19 protein-coding genes are annotated in these 19,977 nt (G+C 67.3%); 6 read left to right on the top strand and 13 right to left on the bottom strand.

What is annotated here, in order from left to right; translation table 11 throughout:
- Positions 1-45: 45 nt before the first annotated feature.
- Both CA951_RS36625 and CA951_RS36620 read left to right on the top strand, forming a co-directional pair.
- The gene (locus CA951_RS36625) at positions 46-1,779 is read left to right on the top strand and encodes an ABC transporter ATP-binding protein (RefSeq protein WP_087561540.1); all 1,734 of its coding nucleotides are present in this window, start codon (positions 46-48) and stop codon (positions 1,777-1,779) included.
- Positions 1,776-3,722, top strand: a complete 1,947-nt coding sequence (locus tag CA951_RS36620; protein ID WP_087561539.1) for an ABC transporter ATP-binding protein — start codon at positions 1,776-1,778, stop codon at positions 3,720-3,722. Before CA951_RS36625 ends, CA951_RS36620 begins: the two co-directional genes overlap by 4 nt.
- A gap of 42 nt (positions 3,723-3,764) precedes the next feature.
- Here the strand turns inward: CA951_RS36620 and CA951_RS36615 are convergent, their stop codons facing one another.
- Both CA951_RS36615 and CA951_RS36610 read right to left on the bottom strand, forming a co-directional pair.
- Entirely contained in the window at positions 3,765-5,006 is a 1,242-nt protein-coding gene (locus CA951_RS36615; RefSeq protein ID WP_087561538.1) for a hypothetical protein, read from the bottom strand.
- Positions 5,007-5,011: 5 nt separating this feature from the next.
- A complete protein-coding gene (locus CA951_RS36610) occupies positions 5,012-6,895 on the bottom strand; it encodes a sulfatase-like hydrolase/transferase (RefSeq protein WP_087561537.1) in 1,884 nt (627 codons plus the stop codon).
- A 106-nt stretch (positions 6,896-7,001) separates the two neighbouring features.
- On the opposite strand from CA951_RS36610, the gene tgt reads away from it, so the two are divergent.
- Complete coding sequence (gene tgt / locus CA951_RS36605; protein WP_087561536.1) at positions 7,002-8,246, top strand: tRNA guanosine(34) transglycosylase Tgt; 1,245 nt, start codon at positions 7,002-7,004, stop codon at positions 8,244-8,246.
- A gap of 43 nt (positions 8,247-8,289) precedes the next feature.
- On the opposite strand, the gene CA951_RS36600 is transcribed toward tgt, so the two are convergent.
- From CA951_RS36600 to CA951_RS36590, 3 genes are all read right to left on the bottom strand, one after another.
- On the bottom strand, positions 8,290-9,018 hold the full coding sequence (locus CA951_RS36600; protein WP_087561535.1) for a queuosine precursor transporter: 729 nt from the start codon (positions 9,016-9,018) through the stop codon (positions 8,290-8,292).
- 116 nt (positions 9,019-9,134) lie between these two features.
- The gene (locus CA951_RS36595) at positions 9,135-9,797 is read right to left on the bottom strand and encodes an RDD family protein (protein ID WP_087561534.1); all 663 of its coding nucleotides are present in this window, start codon (positions 9,795-9,797) and stop codon (positions 9,135-9,137) included.
- A gap of 144 nt (positions 9,798-9,941) precedes the next feature.
- On the bottom strand, positions 9,942-10,946 hold the full coding sequence (locus CA951_RS36590; RefSeq protein WP_256974233.1) for a hypothetical protein: 1,005 nt from the start codon (positions 10,944-10,946) through the stop codon (positions 9,942-9,944).
- 207 nt (positions 10,947-11,153) lie between these two features.
- Between CA951_RS36590 and CA951_RS36585 the strand changes: the two genes are divergently transcribed.
- The gene (locus CA951_RS36585) at positions 11,154-11,720 is read left to right on the top strand and encodes a DUF4190 domain-containing protein (RefSeq protein WP_087561532.1); all 567 of its coding nucleotides are present in this window, start codon (positions 11,154-11,156) and stop codon (positions 11,718-11,720) included.
- Here the strand turns inward: CA951_RS36585 and gluQRS are convergent.
- The 3 genes from gluQRS to CA951_RS36570 form a co-directional block, all read right to left on the bottom strand.
- Positions 11,689-12,645 carry a tRNA glutamyl-Q(34) synthetase GluQRS gene (gene gluQRS / locus CA951_RS36580; RefSeq protein WP_087561531.1) on the bottom strand — a complete coding sequence of 319 codons (957 nt, stop codon included), beginning with the start codon at positions 12,643-12,645 and terminating at the stop codon, positions 11,689-11,691. The genes CA951_RS36585 and gluQRS overlap by 32 nt on opposite strands.
- 12 nt (positions 12,646-12,657) lie before the next feature.
- Positions 12,658-13,269, bottom strand: coding sequence for a TetR/AcrR family transcriptional regulator (locus CA951_RS36575; protein WP_087561530.1), 612 nt, complete (start codon positions 13,267-13,269; stop codon positions 12,658-12,660).
- Between the two features lie 80 nt (positions 13,270-13,349).
- Positions 13,350-13,928, bottom strand: a complete 579-nt coding sequence (locus CA951_RS36570) for a dihydrofolate reductase family protein (RefSeq protein WP_087561529.1) — start codon at positions 13,926-13,928, stop codon at positions 13,350-13,352.
- An 84-nt stretch (positions 13,929-14,012) separates the two neighbouring features.
- Here CA951_RS36570 and CA951_RS36565 point away from each other — a divergent pair, with 84 nt between their 5' ends.
- Entirely contained in the window at positions 14,013-14,594 is a 582-nt protein-coding gene (locus CA951_RS36565; RefSeq protein ID WP_087561528.1) for a TetR/AcrR family transcriptional regulator, read from the top strand.
- Positions 14,595-14,618: 24 nt separating this feature from the next.
- On the opposite strand, the gene CA951_RS36560 is transcribed toward CA951_RS36565, so the two are convergent.
- The 3 genes from CA951_RS36560 to CA951_RS36550 are packed head-to-tail and all read right to left on the bottom strand — an operon-like array spanning position 14,619 to position 17,572.
- Positions 14,619-16,157, bottom strand: a complete 1,539-nt coding sequence (locus CA951_RS36560) for a metallophosphoesterase (RefSeq protein ID WP_087561527.1) — start codon at positions 16,155-16,157, stop codon at positions 14,619-14,621.
- Positions 16,158-16,205: 48 nt separating this feature from the next.
- Positions 16,206-16,766, bottom strand: coding sequence for a TIGR03086 family metal-binding protein (locus CA951_RS36555; protein ID WP_087561526.1), 561 nt, complete (start codon positions 16,764-16,766; stop codon positions 16,206-16,208).
- Positions 16,763-17,572 (bottom strand): helix-turn-helix domain-containing protein, encoded by an 810-nt coding sequence (locus CA951_RS36550; RefSeq protein WP_087561525.1) that lies wholly within the window; start codon positions 17,570-17,572, stop codon positions 16,763-16,765. Before CA951_RS36550 ends, CA951_RS36555 begins: the two co-directional genes overlap by 4 nt.
- 155 nt (positions 17,573-17,727) lie before the next feature.
- On the opposite strand from CA951_RS36550, the gene CA951_RS36545 reads away from it, so the two are divergent.
- The gene (locus tag CA951_RS36545) at positions 17,728-18,243 is read left to right on the top strand and encodes a hypothetical protein (protein ID WP_087561524.1); all 516 of its coding nucleotides are present in this window, start codon (positions 17,728-17,730) and stop codon (positions 18,241-18,243) included.
- On the opposite strand, the gene CA951_RS36540 is transcribed toward CA951_RS36545, so the two are convergent.
- Together CA951_RS36540 and CA951_RS36535 are read right to left on the bottom strand one after the other, a co-directional pair.
- On the bottom strand, positions 18,218-18,901 hold the full coding sequence (locus CA951_RS36540) for a YoaK family protein (protein ID WP_087561523.1): 684 nt from the start codon (positions 18,899-18,901) through the stop codon (positions 18,218-18,220). The genes CA951_RS36545 and CA951_RS36540 overlap by 26 nt on opposite strands.
- 84 nt (positions 18,902-18,985) lie before the next feature.
- Positions 18,986-19,945 (bottom strand): alpha/beta hydrolase family protein, encoded by a 960-nt coding sequence (locus CA951_RS36535; RefSeq protein ID WP_087561522.1) that lies wholly within the window; start codon positions 19,943-19,945, stop codon positions 18,986-18,988.
- Between the last annotated feature and the right edge of the window lie 32 nt (positions 19,946-19,977).

The raw sequence follows: 19,977 nt of genomic DNA, 5'->3' as shown, positions 1-19,977 counted from the left end.
GTAACCTTCGGACATAATGATGACCCGCCAGGATCGCTGCTGCCCATGTTGAATGCCCTGCTCACCACGTACCTCCGCCCGTACAAGCGGGAGCTCACGGCGGTCGTCCTGTTCCAGCTGGTCGCGACGACGGCCGCGCTCTACCTTCCCAGCCTGAACGCCGACCTCATCGACAACGGCGTCACCAAGGGCGACCCGGCGTACATCCTGTCCACGGGCGTCATGATGCTGCTCGTGACCGTCGTGCAGATCATCTGCTCGATCGGTTCGGTGTTCTTCGGTGCCCGTGCCGCAATGGGTTTCGGACGCGATGTGCGCCGCGCCGTCATGCATCAGGTCGGGAGTTTCTCGTCCCGGGAATTCAGCCGTTTCGGCGCGCCGTCGCTGATCACCCGCAACACGAACGACGTGCAGCAGGTGCAGATGCTCGTCGTGATGAGCTGCACGATCCTCGTGATGGCGCCGATCATGTGCGTCGGCGGCGTCGTGATGTCGATCCGGGAGGACGCCGGACTGGCCTGGATTCTGGCGGTCACGGTGCCGGTGCTCGCGCTGTCGATGGGTTTCGTGATCTCGCGGATGGTGCCCGCGTTCCGGGAGATGCAGACCCGCATCGACGGGGTCAACCGGGTGCTGCGTGAGCAGATCACCGGCATCCGGGTCGTCCGGGCATTCGTCCGCGAGCGCTCCGAGATGAAGCGGTTCGGCGACGCCAACGAGCAGCTCACCCAGACCGCGCTGCGTGTCGGCAGGCTGACGGCGGTGATGTTCCCGCTCGTGATGGTGATCGCGAACGTCACCAGCGTCGCCGTCATCTGGTTCGGCGGTCACGAGATCAACAGCGGCACCATGCAGGTCGGCTCGCTGACCGCGATGCTCAGCTACATCATGCAGATCCTGATGTCGGTGATGATGGCCTCGTTCATCGCGATGATGGCCCCCCGCGCCACCGTATGCGCCGAACGCATCGGCGAGGTGCTCGCCACGGATTCCACCGTCGTGCCGCCCGTCGATCCGGTCACCGTGCTGGAGAACCCCGGGGTGGTGGAACTGCGCGACGCCCAGTTCAAGTTCCCCGGCGCCGACGAACCCGTCCTGCGCGACATCAGTTTCCGCGCCGAACCCGGCAAGACCACCGCGATCATCGGCGGCACCGGGTCCGGCAAGACGACCCTGCTGTCACTGATCCCGCGACTCATCGATGCCACGTCGGGCGCGGTCACCGTGTCCGACACGGATGTGCGCCGCATCGACCTGGACGTCCTGCGGGCCGGCATCGGACTCGTCCCGCAGCGGCCGTACCTGTTCTCGGGCACCGTCGCCACCAACCTCCGGTACGGCAAACCCGACGCCACCGACGAGGAACTGTGGCGGGCGCTGGAGATCGCGCAGGCCGCCGATTTCGTGCGCGCCATGCCCGAGGGCCTCGACACCCCGGTCGCGCAGGGCGGCACGACCGTCTCCGGCGGTCAGCGGCAGCGGCTCGCCATCGCGCGGGCGCTGGTGCGTCGTCCGTCGATCTACCTGTTCGACGACTCGTTCTCCGCCCTCGACCTCACCACCGACGCCCGGTTGCGGGCGGCGCTCAAACCCGAGACCTCGGACGCGTGCGTCATCGTCGTCGCCCAGCGTGTCTCGACGATCGTGGAGGCCGAGCAGATCGTGGTCCTCGAGGACGGCGCGGTCGTCGGAATCGGAACCCACGACCAACTGCTCGAGACGTGTCCGTGTTACGTCGAGATCGTCGAATCCCAACGATCGGTCCAGGAAGCACTATGAGCGATCGCGCAACCACCACCACCGAAAGGCCCGTCGGCCCGCGTATTCCGGGACCGGTCGCTCCGGGAGCCCCGGGGTCCAAGCCGCACGATCTGTGGCCGTCCACCAAGCGGCTGTTGCGGCGGCTGCGTCCCCACCGCATCGCCGTCGGCGTCGTTTTCCTCGTCGCCGCCGTGTCGGTGGTGCTCACGTCGATCGCGCCGCGCATGCTCGGTCAGGGTACGAACCTGATCTTCGACGGCATCATCGGCGCGCAGTTGCCGGCCGGAATGTCGAAGGATCAGGCCGTCGCCGCGCTGCGGGCCGACGGCCAGAACACGTTCGCCGACATGGTGTCCGGGATGGCCGTCGTGCCCGGGGTCGGCATCGACTTCAGCGCACTCGGCCGGGTGCTGGCGATCGTGCTGGCCCTGTACCTGGGGTCGTCGATGTTCATGTGGCTGTCGGGTTTCCTGCTGAACATCATCGTGCAGGGTGTCGTGAAGAACCTGCGCGCCGAGGTCGAACGGAAGATCCACCGGCTTCCCCTGCGGTACTTCGACTCCCATTCCCGCGGCGACCTGCTCAGCCGGGTCACCAACGACATCGACAACGTCTCGCAGTCGTTGCAGCAGACGATGAGCCAGCTGATCGTGTCGGCGATGACGGTGATCGGCATCCTCGTGATGATGATCGTCATCTCGCCGCTGCTCGCGCTCATCGCCGTGCTGACGGTGCCGCTGTCGATCCTGGTGACGGCGCAGATCGCGAAACGGTCCAAGACCCACTTCGTGTCGCAGTGGAAGTCGACCGGCGAACTCAACTCGCACGTCGAAGAGGCGTACACGGGCCACGAACTGGTCACCGTGTTCGGTCGCGGCCGTGAGGTGGAGGCACGGTTCGAAGAGCAGAACGAGGCGCTCTACCAGGCCAGCTACCGGGCCCAGTTCATCTCGGGGCTGATCATGCCCGCGATCATGTTCCTCGGAAACCTCAACTTCGTGGCCATCGCCGTCCTCGGCGGCATGCGCGTGGCGTCCGGCACCATGAGCCTCGGCGACGTGCAGGCCTTCATCCAGTACTCGCGCCAGTTCACCCAGCCCCTCACCCAGATCGGGGCCATGGTCAACCTCATGCAGTCCGGTGTGGCGTCCGCCGAGCGGGTGTTCGCCATCCTCGACGAGGACGAGGAAGACCCGGACCCGGCCGACGCACCCAACCCGGCCGAGGTCGCCGGCCGGGTGGAGTTCTCGGACGTCTCGTTCGGCTACTCACCCGACAAGCCGCTGATCGAGAACCTGTCGCTGGTCGCCGAACCCGGCCAGATGGTCGCCATCGTCGGACCCACCGGTGCAGGCAAGACCACCCTCGTCAACCTGATCCTGCGGTTCTACGAACTCGACGGCGGCAGCATCCTCCTCGACGGCGTCGACATCGCCGCAATGTCGCGTGACGACCTGCGGTCCCGCATCGGCATGGTGCTGCAGGACGCGTGGCTGTTCGGCGGCACCATCCGCGACAACATCGCGTACGGGCGCCCCGACGCCACCGAGGAAGAGATCCAGGCGGCCGCGCGGATCAGCTACGTCGACCGGTTCGTCCACTCGCTGCCCGACGGCTACGACACCGTCATCGATGAAGAAGGCAGCAACATCAGCGCCGGCGAGAAGCAGTTGATCACCATCGCCCGCGCGTTCATCTCGCAACCGTCGATCCTGATCCTGGACGAGGCAACCAGTTCCGTCGACACCCGCACCGAACTGCTCGTCCAGCACGCGACGGCAGTCCTGCGCAGCGATCGCACGAGTTTCGTGATCGCACACCGGCTGTCGACCATCCGCGACGCCGACCTCATCGTCGTCATGGAGGATGGTCGCATCGTCGAGCAGGGCAGCCACGAGGACCTGCTCCTCACCCGCGGCGCGTACTACCGTCTGTACAACAGCCAGTTCGTTTCTGCGTAGCCGCCCGTGAGTACTTGTTAACGTCCCGCGGTTAACAAGTACTCACAGGCACGCAGTGCTTCCCCCGGCCTCGAAGGTGGCGGTGTCGCAATAGGCGGAGCGCGGGTAATACGGACCCATCGTCGTTGCGGGGTCGGTGTGATCGTTCTGCGACGCCTGCACCGACTGCGGGTAGAAGGCGTCGGACGGCAGCATGTACCGCAGAAAGAGCACCTTCTTCGCGACGTCGGTGGAGCCCCAGGGGATGACGGTGACGGTCGGGTCGGAGGCGGCGCGGGCGGGGACGTCCTGCGGTGCGGCGACGACGTACGTGTAGTTGCCGGCGCCGTCGGTGCGGGTCTGGAAGTCGGCGGCGCACGCGACCACCGGGTACGGCGTCAGCTGATCGTTCTGGCACATCGACCAGTACCGCACCTGGCTGCCGGGTGCCGTGACGGGTTGTCCCGCACGGGTGTCGGGGAACGTGGGTGCCCGGCCCTGGACGACGACGATGCGCCCGGGCTGATAGGTCAGCCCCGCTCCGACGTATTTGTTGTCGCCGTTGGGGAACAGGCCGGACGTGCTCGCGGGGTTCACGAACGTCGCCTCGGGCACGTTACCGGGGAACGCACCGGACGCGGCGCCGGCGATGATCTGATCGAATCCGGCCTCCGCGACCTGTCCGAGCGGGCCGTTGTCGTAGGCGGACGGGTCGAATTCGGACCCGCACGTCGGCACCGGCGACGTTCGGCCCGCGGACGTCAGCGTCACGTCGGGCAGTGGGACGCCGCCCGACGGTGATGCCGGGTCGTCGGGCACGTACACCCGGATGATGAGGAAGCCGACGGGCGCCGACTGCGCGCCGGCCCCGGTGGGGAGGGCCTGAATCTGGTTGCGTGAGTGATCGGCCGGACCGGTCACGACCGTGGCGTGCCAGCGCTTCTGCGCGGCGGGCAGGGAACCGGCCGCGGCGTCGGCGAACGGGTTGCCGCTGCCCGGGTCGGGCCCGATCTGGTTGTCGCGCAACGTGTCGACGGTGTCGAAGTTCGTGCCGTACGTGTTGAGCGAGAAGTAGCGGGCGGCGGGGTAGGTGCCGCTCAGTTCGATGGTGTCGCCGGACGCCAACGCGTAGGGCAGAACCCAGTACGTCGCGTTGGCGTCGGGGAACGCGACATTGAGCACTGTCGAGTTGGACATGAACTGCCACGCGCACTGCGCCGTCGGCGGCGGGGCCGCGGAGGCGAGGGACGCCCCGCCGAACCACAACAGCAGAAGCAGCACGGCGGCAACGATTTTCCCGGACATGGTGGTCAGAACACCTCCCCGAACTCGGTCAACTTGGCGATGCCCTCGCGGTCGATCTCGCCGGGGGTGTACCGGTTGATCACCTGAATGTAGGTGAGGTACCGGGCCATCGCGTCCGCGCTCTGCTGCGCGAACGCCGGGGGCAGCGGCGCGGCGAGCTGAGTCGGCAGATACTGGGTCATCAGCTGGGCGGCCATCGCGGGGCCGCGCGGGTCGTGATCGAAGGTATTGTCGAGTTCCGCCCGACCGCGGTCGGTGGCGTAGTCGTAGAACTCGTACTGGAACGACGCGGGATCGACGTAGGCGGTGGGGCCCAGCCACTTCGAATACACCGCGACCTTCGCCTCGGGGGTCCGCAGCACGTAGATGTGGGTGGGGGAGTTGTTCCAGTTGATCCCCTGCGGTGCATGCTCGTTGGTGGCGAGCACGACGTGGTCGCGACCCGCTGCGGCGTTGCTCCGCAGCAGCGGCATCAGGTCGGCGCGTTCGGCGTAGGTGGCGAACAGGTCCCCGGACATCCAGTTCCGGTCGCCGTGGCCGAGCGTCGCGAGCAGCGGCACCACGTCGACACTCGACGTCAGCTGTCCGCGCGGGGTGTCGGTGTCGCCGGTGAACCGCCCGGTGGGGTCGGCGACGATCAGCGGGATGTGGAACGCCTCGTCGTAGGCGGTGGACAGTTTGCCCGCGACGAAGCCGTGCGCCCCCGCATATTCGCCGTGGTCGGACGTCATGACGAAGACGGTGTTCGCCGCGACGTCCTCCGGCAGCGAGTCGATCACCGTGCCGATGTGGTGATCGACCATCGACAGCACGTTGGTGTAACTGTCCAGTGCCCGTTCCCAGTACGTGTAGGGCGCGAACGCGATGTGCCGGTCGGGATCGGTGCCCTGGCCGTACGGCTGAAGGTAATAGTTCGACAGATTCTGGACGTCGTCGGTGACGCCGCCCCACACCAGCGCCTGGAACTCCCGTGCGAACACCTGGGTGCTCGGTTTCGACTGCAGCGCCTTCTCGGGTTCCCAGTTGGGTGGCACGGACGGGTAGCCCAGCCGCGGCGGGTCGCTCTCGCCGGTGGTCACCGACCAGGACCGGGCGGGGCTGAGCGGGGGAACGTTGTTCGCGTACAGCGACTGGTAGCGTTCCGCTTCCGTTCCGGCCCAGAAGAACTGCTGGTCGTGCGGGTTGACGAAGCTCGCCGTCAGGCAGAACGGGCCGTCGGAGGGTTTGCGCGTCGACAACCACGCCGCGGCCTGGTCGGCGATGTGCCCGTCGAATTCGAAGCCCTCACCGTTCAATCCGATGATGTCGGGCATCGTCAGTCCGTCGAATCCGTACTCCTCGAGGTAGCCGGGGGCGAGCCCCGAATCCTCGTCGGGGGACGGCGACAGATGCCACTTCCCGACGTACGGCGTGACGTACCCCGCCTGCCGCAGCAGTTTGCCGTACGTCGGGAACTCCCGCCCCATCGCCGGGGACGGGACGGGCGACGCCCGATTACCGGTCCGGGTCTGCAGCATCCAGTTCTGCAGCGGATAGAGCCCGGTGACGAAACACGCACGGCCCGGACTGCACGCCACCCCGGCCGTGTAGTGCTGCGTGAACTTCACCCCCGGCGCCCACAACTTGTAGAGGTTGGGCATGAACCGCTGCAGGAACTGATCCGGAGTGGTGATCCCCGCCGGAAAGACCTGCGGAAACCGCATCTCGTCGACGACGATGAACACGATGTTGGGCTGCACGTAGTTGCCGCGCTGACGGCTCAGCGGCTTCTGCGACGCGTCCGCCCGACGGTCGAAGAGACCCGACATCACGGTCACCCCGCCCGCGACAGCGGCACCCGAGAGAAACGTTCGCCTGTCGATCCGACGGCCGGTCTTCTCGTCGCTCATGGCGGTTCCTCCGGTCGCGGGGGTGGGATCGTCTCACTCTCTGTACCCACTTTCGTACGAAGTAGTGATGTGTCGCCGAAAATGTCGCGCGTGATTGGATACACCCGTGAATGCCGTAGTCCCGACCCCGCCCGATCCGTTCTTCACCGTCGGCACCCGACTCGAGGGGCAGCTCGGCCGAACCGGAACCATTCACACCCCGCACGGCGACATCGCGACGCCGTCGTTCGTGGCCGTCGGCACCAAAGCCACCGTGAAGGCGGTGCTGCCGGAGAGCATGAAGGAACTGGGCGCGCAGTCGCTGCTCGCCAACGCGTACCACCTGTACCTGCAGCCGGGCCCGGACATCGTGGACGAGGCCGGCGGGCTGGGCAAGTTCATGAACTGGGACGGCCCGACGTTCACCGACAGCGGCGGATTCCAGGTGATGTCGCTGGGCGTCGGATTCAAGAAGGTCCTCGCGATGGAAGCGGTCGGCGTGCGCTCCGACGACGTCATCGCCAAGGGCAAGGAACGCCTCGCGACCGTCGACGACGACGGCGTCACGTTCAAATCGCACCTGGACGGGTCGCGGCACCGGTTCACCCCGGAGGTGTCGATGCAGATCCAGCATCAGCTGGGGGCCGACATCATGTTCGCGTTCGACGAGCTCACGACGCTGCTGAACACCCGCGGCTACCAGGAGCAGTCGGTGGAGCGGACGCAGGCGTGGGCGGTGCGCTGCATCGCCGAGCACGAGAAGCTCAACGCCGAACGGTCCCACCGCCCGTACCAGGCGCTGTTCGGCGTCGTCCAGGGCGCGCAGTACGAGGACCTGCGGCGGCAGGCGTGCCGGGGGCTCGAATCGATCACGGGGGAGAGTGGCCGCGGTTTCGACGGGTACGGCATCGGCGGGGCGCTCGAGAAGCAGAACCTGGGCACCATCGTCCGCTGGTGCAACGAGGAGCTGCCCGAGCACAAGCCGCGGCACATGCTGGGCATCAGCGAGCCGGACGACTTCTTCGTGGCCATCGAGAACGGCGCCGACACGTTCGACTGCGTGAACCCGTCGCGGGTGGCGCGCAACGCCGCGATCTACCACCCGGACGGCCGGTTCAACATCAACACCAGCCGCTTCCGGCGTGATTTCACGCCGATCGACGAGAACTGCGACTGCTACACGTGCGCGAACTACACCAGCGCCTACATCCATCACCTGTTCAAGGCGAAGGAAATGCTGGCGTCCACGTTGTGCACGATCCACAACGAACGCTTCACGGTGCGGTTGGTCGATCAGATCCGCGACAGCATCGAGGGCGGCTACTTCGAGGAGTTCAAGGCCGAGACGCTGGGCCGCTTCTACCGCACGTGAGTGGGAAAGCGTCCCCTGGGACGCTTTCCCACTCACCTACGGGTCAGAGCTGGTAGGTGGGTTCGCGCTTCTTCACGTACGCGATGACGCGGTACGTGATCGGCATGACCAGCACCTCGACCAGCGTCTTCCACAGGAAGCCGACGATCACGTAGTTGACGAAATCGCTCCACGTGCTGATGCCGATCGCGCCGGCGGCGATGGAGCAGAAGATCAGGGTGTCGGCGAACTCACCGACGATGGTGGAGCCGATGAGCCGTGCCCACAGGTGCTTCTCCTTGGTCCGCTCCTTGATCAGGACCAGCGTCACCGAGTTCAACATCTGGCCGACGAAGTACCCGGCCAGCCCGGCGAGCAGCAGTCGCGGGTAGACGCCGACGACGGACCGCAGCGCTTCCTGGTTCTCGTAGAAGTCGGCGGACGGCAGTTCGATGAGCAGCCAGAAGCAGAACGCGGCCAGGATCAGGGCGCCGAAGCCCAGGTAGATCGCGCGTCGCGTCGACTTGAACCCGTACACCTCGCTGAGCACGTCGCCGAGGATGTAGGCCAGCGGGAACAGGAAGAAACCGCCGTCGGTGATGACCGGCAGGATCTGCAGCGGGCCGACGGTGAGCGACGAGTCGGCGAAGAATGCGACGCCTTTCGTCGCGCAGATATTCGAGATCAGCAGCGTCGCGGTGAAGAGGGCAACGAACGTGGGGTAGTACCCCCGGCTGACGTGCGCGAACGTCGCGTGGTCGTCTTGCTTGGTCTGCTGATCTGAGGCTGTCACGCCGCAATCCAAGCACTTGCACGTGGAGAGGCGCGAATCAGGAACGGGTGAACGCACCTTTTGTCCGATCTGAGGCGTTGAAAGGTACGTTCACCCGCGGGATGGGTCGTGCCGGGCTAACCCTGGACGACGCGCGTGCCGCCCGCCAGTTCGTCGTGCTTGCCCTGCTTGGTGGGGCTGCCGTTGATCGTCACGGCGATGACGATCGCCGCGACGACACCGAGCAGTCCGAACAGGAACCCGAGGAACGGGAACCCGCCGAGCGCGGCGACGACGTAGAAGCCGTTCCTGGTCAGCGACTGCTGCTGGGTCGGCAGTCCGCCGTTCGGGCCCTCGACGCGCAGACCCAGAACCTGCTTGCCGACGGTCTGGCCCCGCGTCGTCTCGAGGAACACGAAGTAGCCGACGGCGGCGGCCGAGGTGAGGATCGCCCCGAGGACGCTGCCCAGGAACGTGCCCAGCACCAGCGAGATGACGATGGTGACCACGGCCGTCGGAATGCCGACGATCAGGCCGTCGATCACCCGCGCGCCCAGTCGGGGAAGAAGTTCGCCGGGCCGGGACGGGTTGAACCCGAAGTCGGGCTGCGCGAACGGCTGGGTGCCGAACTGTGCAGAGTCGAATTGCTGCGCCGAATCGAACTGCGGCGGCGCGCCGAACTGCTGGCCGTACTGCTGCTGGCCGTACTGCTGCCCCGCCCCGTTGTAGTGCGGTTGCCCGTACTGCTGCCCGCCGAACTGCTGCTGCCCCTGGTTGGGATCGAATCCGCCAGTAGTCATGTGTTCCCCCTCGAATCGTCTCGGATGACGCCTGAGCACCTTACGCAAGGGGTGGGAGTGACTCGAGTGACGGGAGTAGCAAAACGGGTGAGCGTGCTTCCGGCCCGAGGGGCGGGAGCACGCTCACCCGTGGGGAGCGAACGGTCAGGCCGCGACGTAACGGCCGGTGAGCACGCGGTACGCGTAGGTCGACGCGATGATCGTGATCGGGATCGAGACGAGAAGTCCGACGCCGCAGAGGATTGCACCGACGATGTTGATGCCGACGAGGGCCAGGGCCAGCAGCAGCACCGGTCCGACGTTCTGCGAGATCGTGCGGAAACTCGACTTGATGCCGGTGATCGCGTCCTCGTTCTGATCGATGACGAACTGCAGCGTCCACCAGGTCAGGAAGACGACGATCAGACCCGGGATGATGAGCAGGAAGAAACCGATGATGGAGGCGATACCGATGATGACGCTGGCGATGATGATCGCCCCGACGTTGGTGAACTGGAAGAACGATCCGAACGCCGGCTTGTTGCCGTCCACCTCGTGCAGTGCGCCGCGCACGAGCGCCGCGTTGATCAGGTAACCGACGATGGTGGTGACGATCGAGCCGATGATGCGCCACACCGAGAACGCCGAACTCATGTCGGACGACGTGCTGAAGCCGCCGAAGATGAGGTTCAGCACCACCTGGATGACGGCGGCGATCAGCAGGATGCCGATCCAGATGAGCGCGTTGTCCTTGAACTTGTTCCAGCCGTAGCCGATCGCGTCACCCACGGAGAACTGTCCCGGCGTCTGCCCGGGGGTGCCGTAATCCGACATCGGCGGGGGCGGCGGATATCCGCCGGGCGGCGGTCCCTGCGGAGGGGGCGGGTAATTTCCCTGCGGCGGCGGGTAATTACCGCCGGGTGGGGGTCCTTGCGGCGGCGGGTAATTACCGGGGGGCGGCGGATAGTTTCCACCGGGCGGAGGGGGATAGTTTCCGCCGGGAGGCGGTGGCGGATATCCGCCGGGCGGCGGTCCCTGCGGCGGCGGCGGGTAATTCCCCGGCGGCGGCGGATATCCGCCGGGCGGCGGTGGAGGATTGCCCCGCGGAGGATATCCGCCCTGGTCACCACCTTCGGGTTTGTCGTTAGGGTCGTATCCACCAGTCGTCATGTGATCCCCTCAGCAAGAGTTGAATGCTCGCGCGTGACAGTGCGAATAAACACTACGTGGACAATCCTTTACCCGCCTCCCTTTGGTCTGCTTCTTCTCCTGCGGTTTTGATGCTTTACGCTGGTTATCGTGACTAATTCTGGGGGATCGGACGATTCGAATCCGTACAACGGGCAGACACCACCCACTTACGGCGAGGTTCCGCCGTTGCCGCGCGACGGATACGGGGTCGACGAATCCGGTTATCCCACCTATTCGGCGCCCACCGAGAAGTACCCCGACTATCAGCAGCCGGGCGCGTACGGGACTTCCCCGAATCCGTATGCCGCGCCGAATCAGTACGGCGGCGACCAGTACGGGGCCCCCGGCCGGCAGCAGTACGGGACGCCCAACCCGTATGCCGCCCCGAATCAGTACTCCACCCCGAACCAGTACGGCGGCGCATCCAACCAGTACGGGGTGGCGGGTCAATACGGTGGCCCCGCCCCGCAGTACGGCGCCCCGAACCCGTACGGCGCGCCCTACCCGCAGTCGCGCGGGACGAACGGTCTCGCGATCGCGTCGCTGATCACGTCGATCGTCGGCGGTTGCTTCTACGGTGTCGGCTCCATCGTCGGCATCATCCTCGGCATCGTGGCGCTGGGCCAGATCAAGCAGTCCGGTCAGGAAGGACGCGGACTCGCGATCGCGGGAATCGCCATCGGCGGCGCCTACGTCGTCGGGTGGATCCTGTTCTTCGTGATCATGCTGATCGCGGCGGCGTCGGGGGCCTGACGACCCACGGTTCGCGGTGCAGGCGGGCCGGGTCGAACCGGGCGAGGAGGGTCGAGAGATCCACGACCTCGCCTGGTTCCGCGAGTCCGAGTGACTCCGCCAGCACCCCGAGGACGTCGCTCGGTGTGCGTCCCAACGCTTTCTGGTCGGTGAGGGTGACGGCGCCGTCGCGTTTCGCGAGCCGTTTGCCGTCCTCGTTGAGTGCGAGGGCCACGTGTGCATAGGCGGGGGCGGTGAGCCCGAGCAGTCCCGCGAGGTACGCCTGGCGGGGCGCGGACGACAGCAGGTCGTCGCCGCGGACCACCTGGTCGATCCCCTGGGCGCCGTCGTCGACGACCACCGCCAGGTTGTAGGCGGGTGTTCCGTCGCCGCGGCGCAGCACGAGGTCGTCGACCATTCCGGAGTAGCTTCCGTGCAGGACGTCGTCGATGGTGAACGACGTGACGGCGGCGCGCAGACGCAGGGCCGGTGGTCGCCCGCCGGCGAGACGGTCGGCGCGCTCGTCCGGTGTCAGATTGCGGCAGGTCCCCGGGTAGGCGCCCTGGGGTGCGTGCGGGGCCGACGCCGCCTTCAGGATTTCTCTTCTCGTGCAGAAGCACTCGTACGTGAGGCCGGCGGCGTGGAGTTCGGCGATGGCGGCGTCGTACCGCGGGAGCCGGTGCGACTGCGACACGACGTCGCCGTCCCAGTCGAGACCGAGTTCCGCGAGGTCGGCGAGTTGCCGCTCCCGGGCGCCGTCGCGAACGCGGTCGAGGTCCTCGACGCGCATGAGGAACCGCCGGCCGGTGGACCGGGCGAACAGCCACGCCAGGACGGCCGTCCGCAGGTTGCCGAGGTGCAGGTCGCCGGAGGGGCTGGGCGCGAACCGTCCCGCACCCTCCGCGTGATGGGGGAGGGGTTCACTCTGACGAGACGGATGTGACATCGGGACGAGGGATCAGCTGGCCAGTTCGATCGACGACGACGGCGCGACGTCGGCGCCCTGCAGAATCATGCCGATCTGGACTTCCAGGGCGTGCTCGAGGTACTCGGACGGGTACAGCGCCGGACTGCCGATCGCATCGACCGCGAGGCCGTCGACGGTGGCGAGGAGAAGTGCCGCACGGGTTTCCGCTTCCGGCGTGCCGATCCCGATGAGCACCGCGGACAGTCCGGTGCGGATGGTGAACAGGGTCGTGCTCCGGATCTCGGCGAGCGACGGGGAAGTGGCTGCGCGGACGGCGAATGCCGCCCTGACGTGCGCCTCCCGCGACCGTGACTCGTCGAGGGGGAGCAACTGCGACATCGCGGCGAACAGGTCCCGGGCGGGGTCGCCGTCGCGGTCGACCTCCGACAGGCGGGTGAGCAGTTTGTCGACGAGGGTGCGCAGCGCGAACGCGAACATCTCGTCCTTCGTGGAGAAGTGGTGCTGCACGGCGCCGATGGACACACCCGCCCTCTTGGCGACCTCGCGCACGCTGGCGCCCTCGAGGCCCGACTCGGCCGCGACGTCGAACAGGGCCGCAGCCAGGTGTTCGGGGCTGGTGGACGAGTACCGGCGTTCGCGCATGCCTCGAACATTACTTACGTATTGAATCAATACATGCGTCAGGTGCCCGTGTCGCCTCGAGTGGCGGGTGTGACTTTCGGTTATCGGCGGACGTACGTCAGGAAGATCATCCCGCTCTCGAACGCGCGGGTCGAGGTCAGCCGGAACCGCTGGGGGTCGAATTCGCCGTCGAACAGCGGAATGCCGGAGCCGATCGCGACGGGGTTGAGCTTGATCCGGAGTTCGTCGACCTCGGGTTGCACCGCGGCGGCCAGCTTCCCGCCGCCGCACAACCAGATGTCCTTGCCGTCCTCCTTCTTGAGTTCGCGCACCTTCTCGATCGGATCGCCCGCGACGATCTCGACGCCCGGATCGGGCGACTCGGTGATCGTCGTCGAGAACACGTACTGCCGCAGATGCGCGTACGGGCTTGTCACGCCGAGGTCGAGGCCGGGCTGGTAACTGGCGCGGCCCATGAGCACGGTGTCGAAATGCCGGTTGGTGGCCTCGATTCCCATCGCTGCCCGAACGTGGGTGGGGACCGTCTCGGGGTACTCCGCGATCATCGCGGGCATGTGATCACCCTCGAGTTCGAAGACGGTGCCGCTGGGGTCCGCGCCGTCGGCGCCGGCGATGAATCCGTCGATGGTGGTGGCGACGTAGTAGACGAGTTTTCGCATGTGAGTCCTCCCGCGGTCGGTTACTACTCCATTTGTAGTACTATGACTGCAGTGGTTGCAAGGTTCTTTTTTCGAGGAGTGTCGATGGCGCAGAACCCGGAACGACGTGCGGCGCTCGTGAACGCGGCGATCGAAGTGCTCGCGCGAGAGGGTGCGCGCGGCCTCACGTTCCGTGCCGTCGACGTCGAGGCGAACGTTCCCAAGGGGACGGCCTCCAACTACTTCGCCAGCCGCGACGACCTGTTCGACCAGGTCGGCAAGCGGATACACGAGCGCATGGGTCCCGACCCCTCGGTGATCGAGGAAAGCGTCCGCAAGCCGCAGAATCTCGACCTCGCGATCGAGTACATGCAGGGATTGTTCGGCCGGATCACCCGCGACCGGACGGGTTACCTCGCGCTGCAGGAGTTGCGGCTCGAAGCGGTCCGTCGTCCCGAACTGCGCACCACCCTGACCCGCACCATCTCCGGCAACCTGGAGCACGACATCGGGTTTCACCTGGGCTCGGGACTGCCCGGCGACCGCAGCACCGTGCTGATGCTCTACCTCGCGATGAATGCGCTCATCGTCGAGCACCTGACGCTGCCCGGGGTGCTCGAGGGCGTCGACACCGAGCGGCTCATCGCCGATCTGGTGACGCGCGCCGTCGCCACGCCGGACGCCTGAGTGCGTCGTCCATCGACCTGCATCTCAGGGCGCGGGGATGACGGCGCGCGGCAGGTCGGCCCGAAATTCCACGTCGGTGACGAAGTCCCCGTCACCGGGCACGTAGCGGCGCTGCGGATCGAAGTCCTCCACCCGGAAGCTGTCCAGGGTCGGGGAGTGCGTCGTGACCGCGAGGGTTCCGCCGTCGACGTCGAACTGCAGCAGGCGCTGGAATCCGGTCTCGCGGAGACCGTTCACGGTGAAGTACTGGTAGTCGGCGAGCAACTCCACGACCTTCCGGTCGGTGTCGCCCACCTTCCGGTCGGTGACCGTCGTCTGCCCGTCGACGTGCCCCGCGAGGACCAGGAACACCGTCTCGAACGGGACGACGAGCCGATTCCAGATCTGCTGTCCCGCACTGGTACCGATGTCGCCGAACCCGCTCATCCGCAGCGAGCCGTCCTCGTCCAGGTAGTAGTGGCTGCCGATCACCACGTTGCGGTCCGGGTGGGCGGCGAGCACGTCCTCGGCCCACTGCAGCACGTGCTCGGGCGGGTTGTAGCCGATGTAGAGCATCAGGAATTTCGCGCCTGCGATGTCGAGCAGGTCGTAGTGCGCCGAATTGTCCGTGTCCGTGACGGATTCACCCCAGTACGGCTGGTCGCGGAACCGCCACGGGCCGAAGAACTCGTTGTAGAGGGCGTGGTTCTTCTCGTGCTCGCCGGGAATCAGGCGTCCGCCCACGTTCCACAGGTTGTCGTGGTTGCCGGGCAGGACGCCGTACGGGACGCCGGCGTCCTCGAGCGTCGCCATCGCCCGGTCCGCCACCTCGAACTCGGGGCGCGCGCGGGACTCGGGCGCCCCCGGACGTATCCAGCTCTGGACGAGGTCGCCGGTGTGCATCGAATACGCGATCTTGCGTTCGGCGGCGTTGTCGGCGGTCCAGCGGGTCATGTCGAAGTACACCTCCGGCCGGTCCCGGGACACGTACTGGGTGTCAGAGATGTGCTGCAACGCGAAGTCGTACGTGTCCGGGTCGGCGAACTGCTGATCGGCGGTCGCGTTGGCCTCGCGGAAACTCCGGTCCCGTCGCGGGCTGTCGATGACGAGGATCTGGGCGGCGTCCTCGCCCTCGATCCGGGTGGTCAGGGTGACCGGACCGCCCGGCTCGGACGGCTGCGCCGTCGCGACCGGCTCACCCCAACTCTGCGCCTCCTCGTCCCACACGTGCATCGCGAGGTCGTCGAGATTCACCGAACGTCCGTGCCACGTCACGTCCGAGCCCGCGGTGTCCGGGCCGAACCGGACCTCGTACCGCATGTACGGGTATTTGCCGAAGTCGTGACCGGTGGCCGACATCCCGTCCGACTCCGCACCCGGAACCCGCTGCGACGGCGGGGCCTCGCCGGTGGTCCCGGCGAACATCAGCGCCGATGTGAGCGGCGCCGACGTGACCAGGCCGCGGGCGGGCAGACCGGACGCACCCCGGGGTTCGGGATCGGCCACCGCGACCACGTCACCGCCGAGCAGCACAGCGGCCAGTGACACCGCCGTCAGCGCGGCAATCCTGCCCGGCACGCTCATGACTCGAGGTTACAAGCGCGGCCGGGCAGGGGTGGGGTGGAAGCGCCGTCAGGCCTTGCGGCCGAGGAAGGCCAGGACCCGGGTCTGTTCGTCGGAATCCGCGGGGACGTCCACGGCCGGGCCGCACACTCCGGCCGTGCGGATGTTGTCGCCCAGTTGCTCCGCGACGCCGCCCACCCAGGTCAGGTCGTCGGCGGGGATGGTCTCGTCGAGGCCGGTGGCCCGCGCGAGGTCCCAGCCGTGCACCACCAGGTCGAAGCAGTAGAAGCTGTCGACGGTCTTGCCGAGTTCGGTGCGGCCGAAGTGCCCGTCGTACTCGCGGCCCGCCTTGGCCGGGTCGTCCAGGATCTCCTGCATGCCGTCGCGCGTCGCCGCCCACGCGGCAACCGGGTCGTCGTCGACGGACGGCGGCTCCGGCAGTTCCAGATCGACGACGGTGACGATGTAGCGCTGCGTGTCGATCACGTGCCGCACGACGTCGCGGGCCGTCCAGCCGTCGCACGGAGAGGCGTCGTCCCAGCGTGCGGCGGGCACGGATTCGACACGCTTCGTGAACTTCGCGGCGAGGTCGCGGTAGTGGGCTGCGGGGGTTTCGGTTGTCGAGGTCATGCTGCCGATTCTTCTCCCGTCCGGCGCCCGCGGGCTTGAACATTTCCGACATCGACGACGGAATCCGTCCCGTGCCAGTCGGGGGCCTCACCGGCGAGCAGGTCGGACGGCGTGAGCGAGGAGATCCGCCGGCATTCCCGCGACAGGTGCGCCTGATCGCTGTAGCCGGCGGTGGCGGCCAGGTCGGCGAGCCCGGTCCGCGACCCCGACTGCGCCAGCGCCATGAACCGTTGCAGCCGCAGGATTCCGCGGAGCGTCGCGGGACCGTATCCGAACGCGTCGTTGCACCGCCGCTGCAGTTGCCGTTCCGTGACGGAGGCGGCGTCGGCGAGCGCACCGACGTTCCACGAGTGCCGGGCCAGGGCCTGCCGCACGGTCCCGATCAGCGGGTCGGCCTCCGGTCCGCGGTTCCGCCACGCGCGCACGGCGTTCTCGAACAGGGCGATTCGTTCCGCGTAGCCGGACGCGTTGTCGAGCCGGTCGGTCAGCGTCCGCTCCCACGTGGACCCGAGTACGTCGCCGAGGCCGACCCGGAGGTTGCGGACCTCGGCCGCCGACGTCCGCAGCAGATGCGAGGCGGCGCCGGGACGGAAACGGACACCGACGGATTCGGTGCCGGGCGGCAGCGTGAACGACCACGCCGTGGTCTCGGGACCGCACACCCGGATCCCTGCACCCCGGATCCACAGGATGTCCATGCAGGCGTCGGGCACCAGCAGATGCTCGCCCTGCGTGCGTGCGGACCACCCGCACACGAGGGTGCCTGCGAGGTCGGGTGACGGCGAGGTCGGCGTGTACCAGCCCATGCACCGGAGCCTAATCGCCGATACCGACACGTGCGGGCCCGTCACATCGCCCGAAGTGCCCGCACCGGCACGCAACTCGAGGTGAACTGTATGCACGGGTCCGCAGAGGTTCCCCGGAGGCCCGCCACTTCGCCGTCACAGAGAACGAGGACTCCATGAGACGAACATGGGCGCTGGCAGCGATCGTCGCCGTCAGCCTGACCTTCTCGAGTTGCGCCTACGACCGCACCGATTCCGGCGACACGGGCGGCAACGCCCCGGTGTCCCCGACGCCGACGTCCCCACCGGCCGTGCCCGGAACACCCGTGCTGAAGATGGGACCGACGACGCTCGGCGACGTGGTGGTCGACGAGGGTGGGATGACGGTGTACGTCTACGACAAGGACGTGGTCGGCTCCGGTGCCAGTTCGTGCCGGGACACGTGCCTGCAGTCGTGGCCGCCGGTCACCTCCGTGACCGAGAACCCGACGGTGCAAGGGTTGCAGGAAGTCGTCGTCGACACCATCCCGGCAGCGGACGGCACCCATCAGCTCACCGTGAACGGCCGCCCCGTGTACCGCTACAAGGACGACAACGAACCCGGTGACGCATACGGGCAGGCGGTCGGCAGCGTGTGGTGGGCCCTCGACTCCGCAGGCAACCCGGTCACGACAACTGCGGGCGGCGAGTAGGACGCTCGATCCTGAGGTGGACGGTGACGGTCAGCGCCGCCGACAGCGCGGCCGCGAACCACAGGGCGTCCAGCCCGATCCAGTGGTGTGCGAGAGCGCCCGTCACCGCTCCTGCCACCAGGCCCGCCCACAGCGCGAAATGTCGTAGCCACGCCCACCGCGGACCGCCGAACAGCGCCGCGGCCAGCCGGTGGCCCATCTTCACGAGGGCGCCCGTCATGTAGGTGAGGCCGATGGTGACCTCGCCGTCCTTCTGGAAGAAGGAGTTCTCGGCGCCCATGGCGAGCAGCATCGCGCCGACGGCCACGGTGCTCGCCCCGACGGTCGCGGCGACGGCGCCCGCGATCAGGAGCCCGGACACGACGGCGAGCACCGTCGTCCGGACGGACAGCCGCCTGCGATCGGACAGGTGCACGACCACGGCGCCCAGGGCGCAACCGAGGACGAACATGCCGATCACCGCGGCAGCCGTCAGCGCATGCGCCCATTCCGCGTCCGCGAACCCGACACTGAACCGGGTGAGATTGCCGCTCATGAACGCGACGAAGAACCCGCCGAGCGTGATGAATCCGAGCGCGTCGACGTAGCCGGCCAGCGCAGACAACACCACCGCCAGCACGAGCATCCGCCTGCTCTCGTCGATCGGCACATCACACATCAAACACCGCGGTGAACGACAGCGGCCCCCGATCCGTGGATCGGGGGCCGCTGTGGCGTAGTTCAGGCGATCGGAACGCCTCGACTAGGACGTGCCGAGCGCGGGCGCGAGCGTGTTGGCCCAGGACTCGTGCAGCCGGTCCTGCCAGTAGTTCCACGTGTGCAGGCCCTCGTCGGCGATGTGCGTCTGCAGCTTGGCGCCTGCGCGCTGCGCCGCGGGCACGAACGTCCGACTGCTCAGACCCGAGGCGGTCTCGAGGGGAACCGTTTGCGAGAACTTCACCGGATCGAACGACTTGCTGTCCGGGTCGACGGTGGGATCGCCTGCCGCGGAACCCGCACCGGACGAGATGTAGACGGACTTGCCGCGCAGTGCGCCGACGTTGAGCAGCGGATCGTTGTGGATCCAGGCGGCGGACGGCCAGAAGCCCCACATGTTCAGCGCGTCGCCGCCCATCTGGGCGACCGAAACCTGGATGCCCTGCGCGAAGCCGGGCGAGCTGGCCGTCGGGTACCCGCTGTACGACGCGACCGCCTTGTAGAAGTCAGGGCGGTGAATGGCGAGGTTCAATGCGGAGGTGCCGCTCATCGACAGACCCGCGACCGCGTTGTTCACGCCGTCGCTGCCGAACTGCGACGCCATCACCGGGGGCAGTTCCTTGGTCAGGAACGTTTCCCACTTGACGCGGCCCAGCTTCGGGTCGTCGCGCAGCCAGTCGGAGTAGAAGGTGCCGCCGCCGCCGAACGGGATGACGACGTTGACGTGCTTGCCGGCGAAGAAATTCTCCACGTCGGTCTCGATCAGCCAGCCGTTGTTGTCGTCCGGCGCGCGCAGACCGTCGAGCAGGTACAGCGTCGGCGCGGGACCGCCACCGGCGGCCTTGAGCACCTTGACGGGAATGTCCTTGTCCATCGACGGTGAGTACACCGAGATCAGGGCCGAGTCGGCATGCGCGATGCCGGTTCCGGCCAGTACGGACACGAGGCCCGATGCCAACACTGCGACCAGTCCCACGATCAGCGCGCGGGTGCGACGTATCGCCATCCGAATGTCCTTCTATCTCGTAACAGACACTG

The organism is Rhodococcus sp. NCIMB 12038, from assembly GCF_002165735.1.
Classification (GTDB): Bacteria; Actinomycetota; Actinomycetes; order Mycobacteriales; family Mycobacteriaceae; genus Rhodococcus_F.
Note: the sequence above shows the minus strand (reverse complement) of the source record. Positions and strands in the feature narration are given on the sequence as shown.

Excerpts from the sequence above, each read along its gene's own strand:
- CA951_RS36625 (WP_087561540.1), top strand. The coding sequence starts at position 46 with ATGTTGAATGCCCTGCTCACCACGTACCTCCGCCCGTACAAGCGGGAG.
- CA951_RS36620 (WP_087561539.1), top strand. The coding sequence starts at position 1,776 with ATGAGCGATCGCGCAACCACCACCACCGAAAGGCCCGTCGGCCCGCGT.
- CA951_RS36615 (WP_087561538.1), bottom strand. The coding sequence starts at position 5,006 with ATGTCCGGGAAAATCGTTGCCGCCGTGCTGCTTCTGCTGTTGTGGTTC.
- CA951_RS36610 (WP_087561537.1), bottom strand. The coding sequence starts at position 6,895 with ATGAGCGACGAGAAGACCGGCCGTCGGATCGACAGGCGAACGTTTCTC.
- CA951_RS36595 (WP_087561534.1), bottom strand. The coding sequence starts at position 9,797 with ATGACTACTGGCGGATTCGATCCCAACCAGGGGCAGCAGCAGTTCGGC.
- CA951_RS36590 (WP_256974233.1), bottom strand. The coding sequence starts at position 10,946 with ATGACGACTGGTGGATACGACCCTAACGACAAACCCGAAGGTGGTGAC.
- gluQRS (WP_087561531.1), bottom strand. The coding sequence starts at position 12,645 with ATGTCACATCCGTCTCGTCAGAGTGAACCCCTCCCCCATCACGCGGAG.
- CA951_RS36575 (WP_087561530.1), bottom strand. The coding sequence starts at position 13,269 with ATGCGCGAACGCCGGTACTCGTCCACCAGCCCCGAACACCTGGCTGCG.
- CA951_RS36570 (WP_087561529.1), bottom strand. The coding sequence starts at position 13,928 with ATGCGAAAACTCGTCTACTACGTCGCCACCACCATCGACGGATTCATC.
- CA951_RS36565 (WP_087561528.1), top strand. The coding sequence starts at position 14,013 with ATGGCGCAGAACCCGGAACGACGTGCGGCGCTCGTGAACGCGGCGATC.
- CA951_RS36560 (WP_087561527.1), bottom strand. The coding sequence starts at position 16,157 with ATGAGCGTGCCGGGCAGGATTGCCGCGCTGACGGCGGTGTCACTGGCC.
- CA951_RS36555 (WP_087561526.1), bottom strand. The coding sequence starts at position 16,766 with ATGACCTCGACAACCGAAACCCCCGCAGCCCACTACCGCGACCTCGCC.
- CA951_RS36550 (WP_087561525.1), bottom strand. The coding sequence starts at position 17,572 with ATGGGCTGGTACACGCCGACCTCGCCGTCACCCGACCTCGCAGGCACC.
- CA951_RS36545 (WP_087561524.1), top strand. The coding sequence starts at position 17,728 with ATGAGACGAACATGGGCGCTGGCAGCGATCGTCGCCGTCAGCCTGACC.
- CA951_RS36540 (WP_087561523.1), bottom strand. The coding sequence starts at position 18,901 with ATGTGTGATGTGCCGATCGACGAGAGCAGGCGGATGCTCGTGCTGGCG.
- CA951_RS36535 (WP_087561522.1), bottom strand. The coding sequence starts at position 19,945 with ATGGCGATACGTCGCACCCGCGCGCTGATCGTGGGACTGGTCGCAGTG.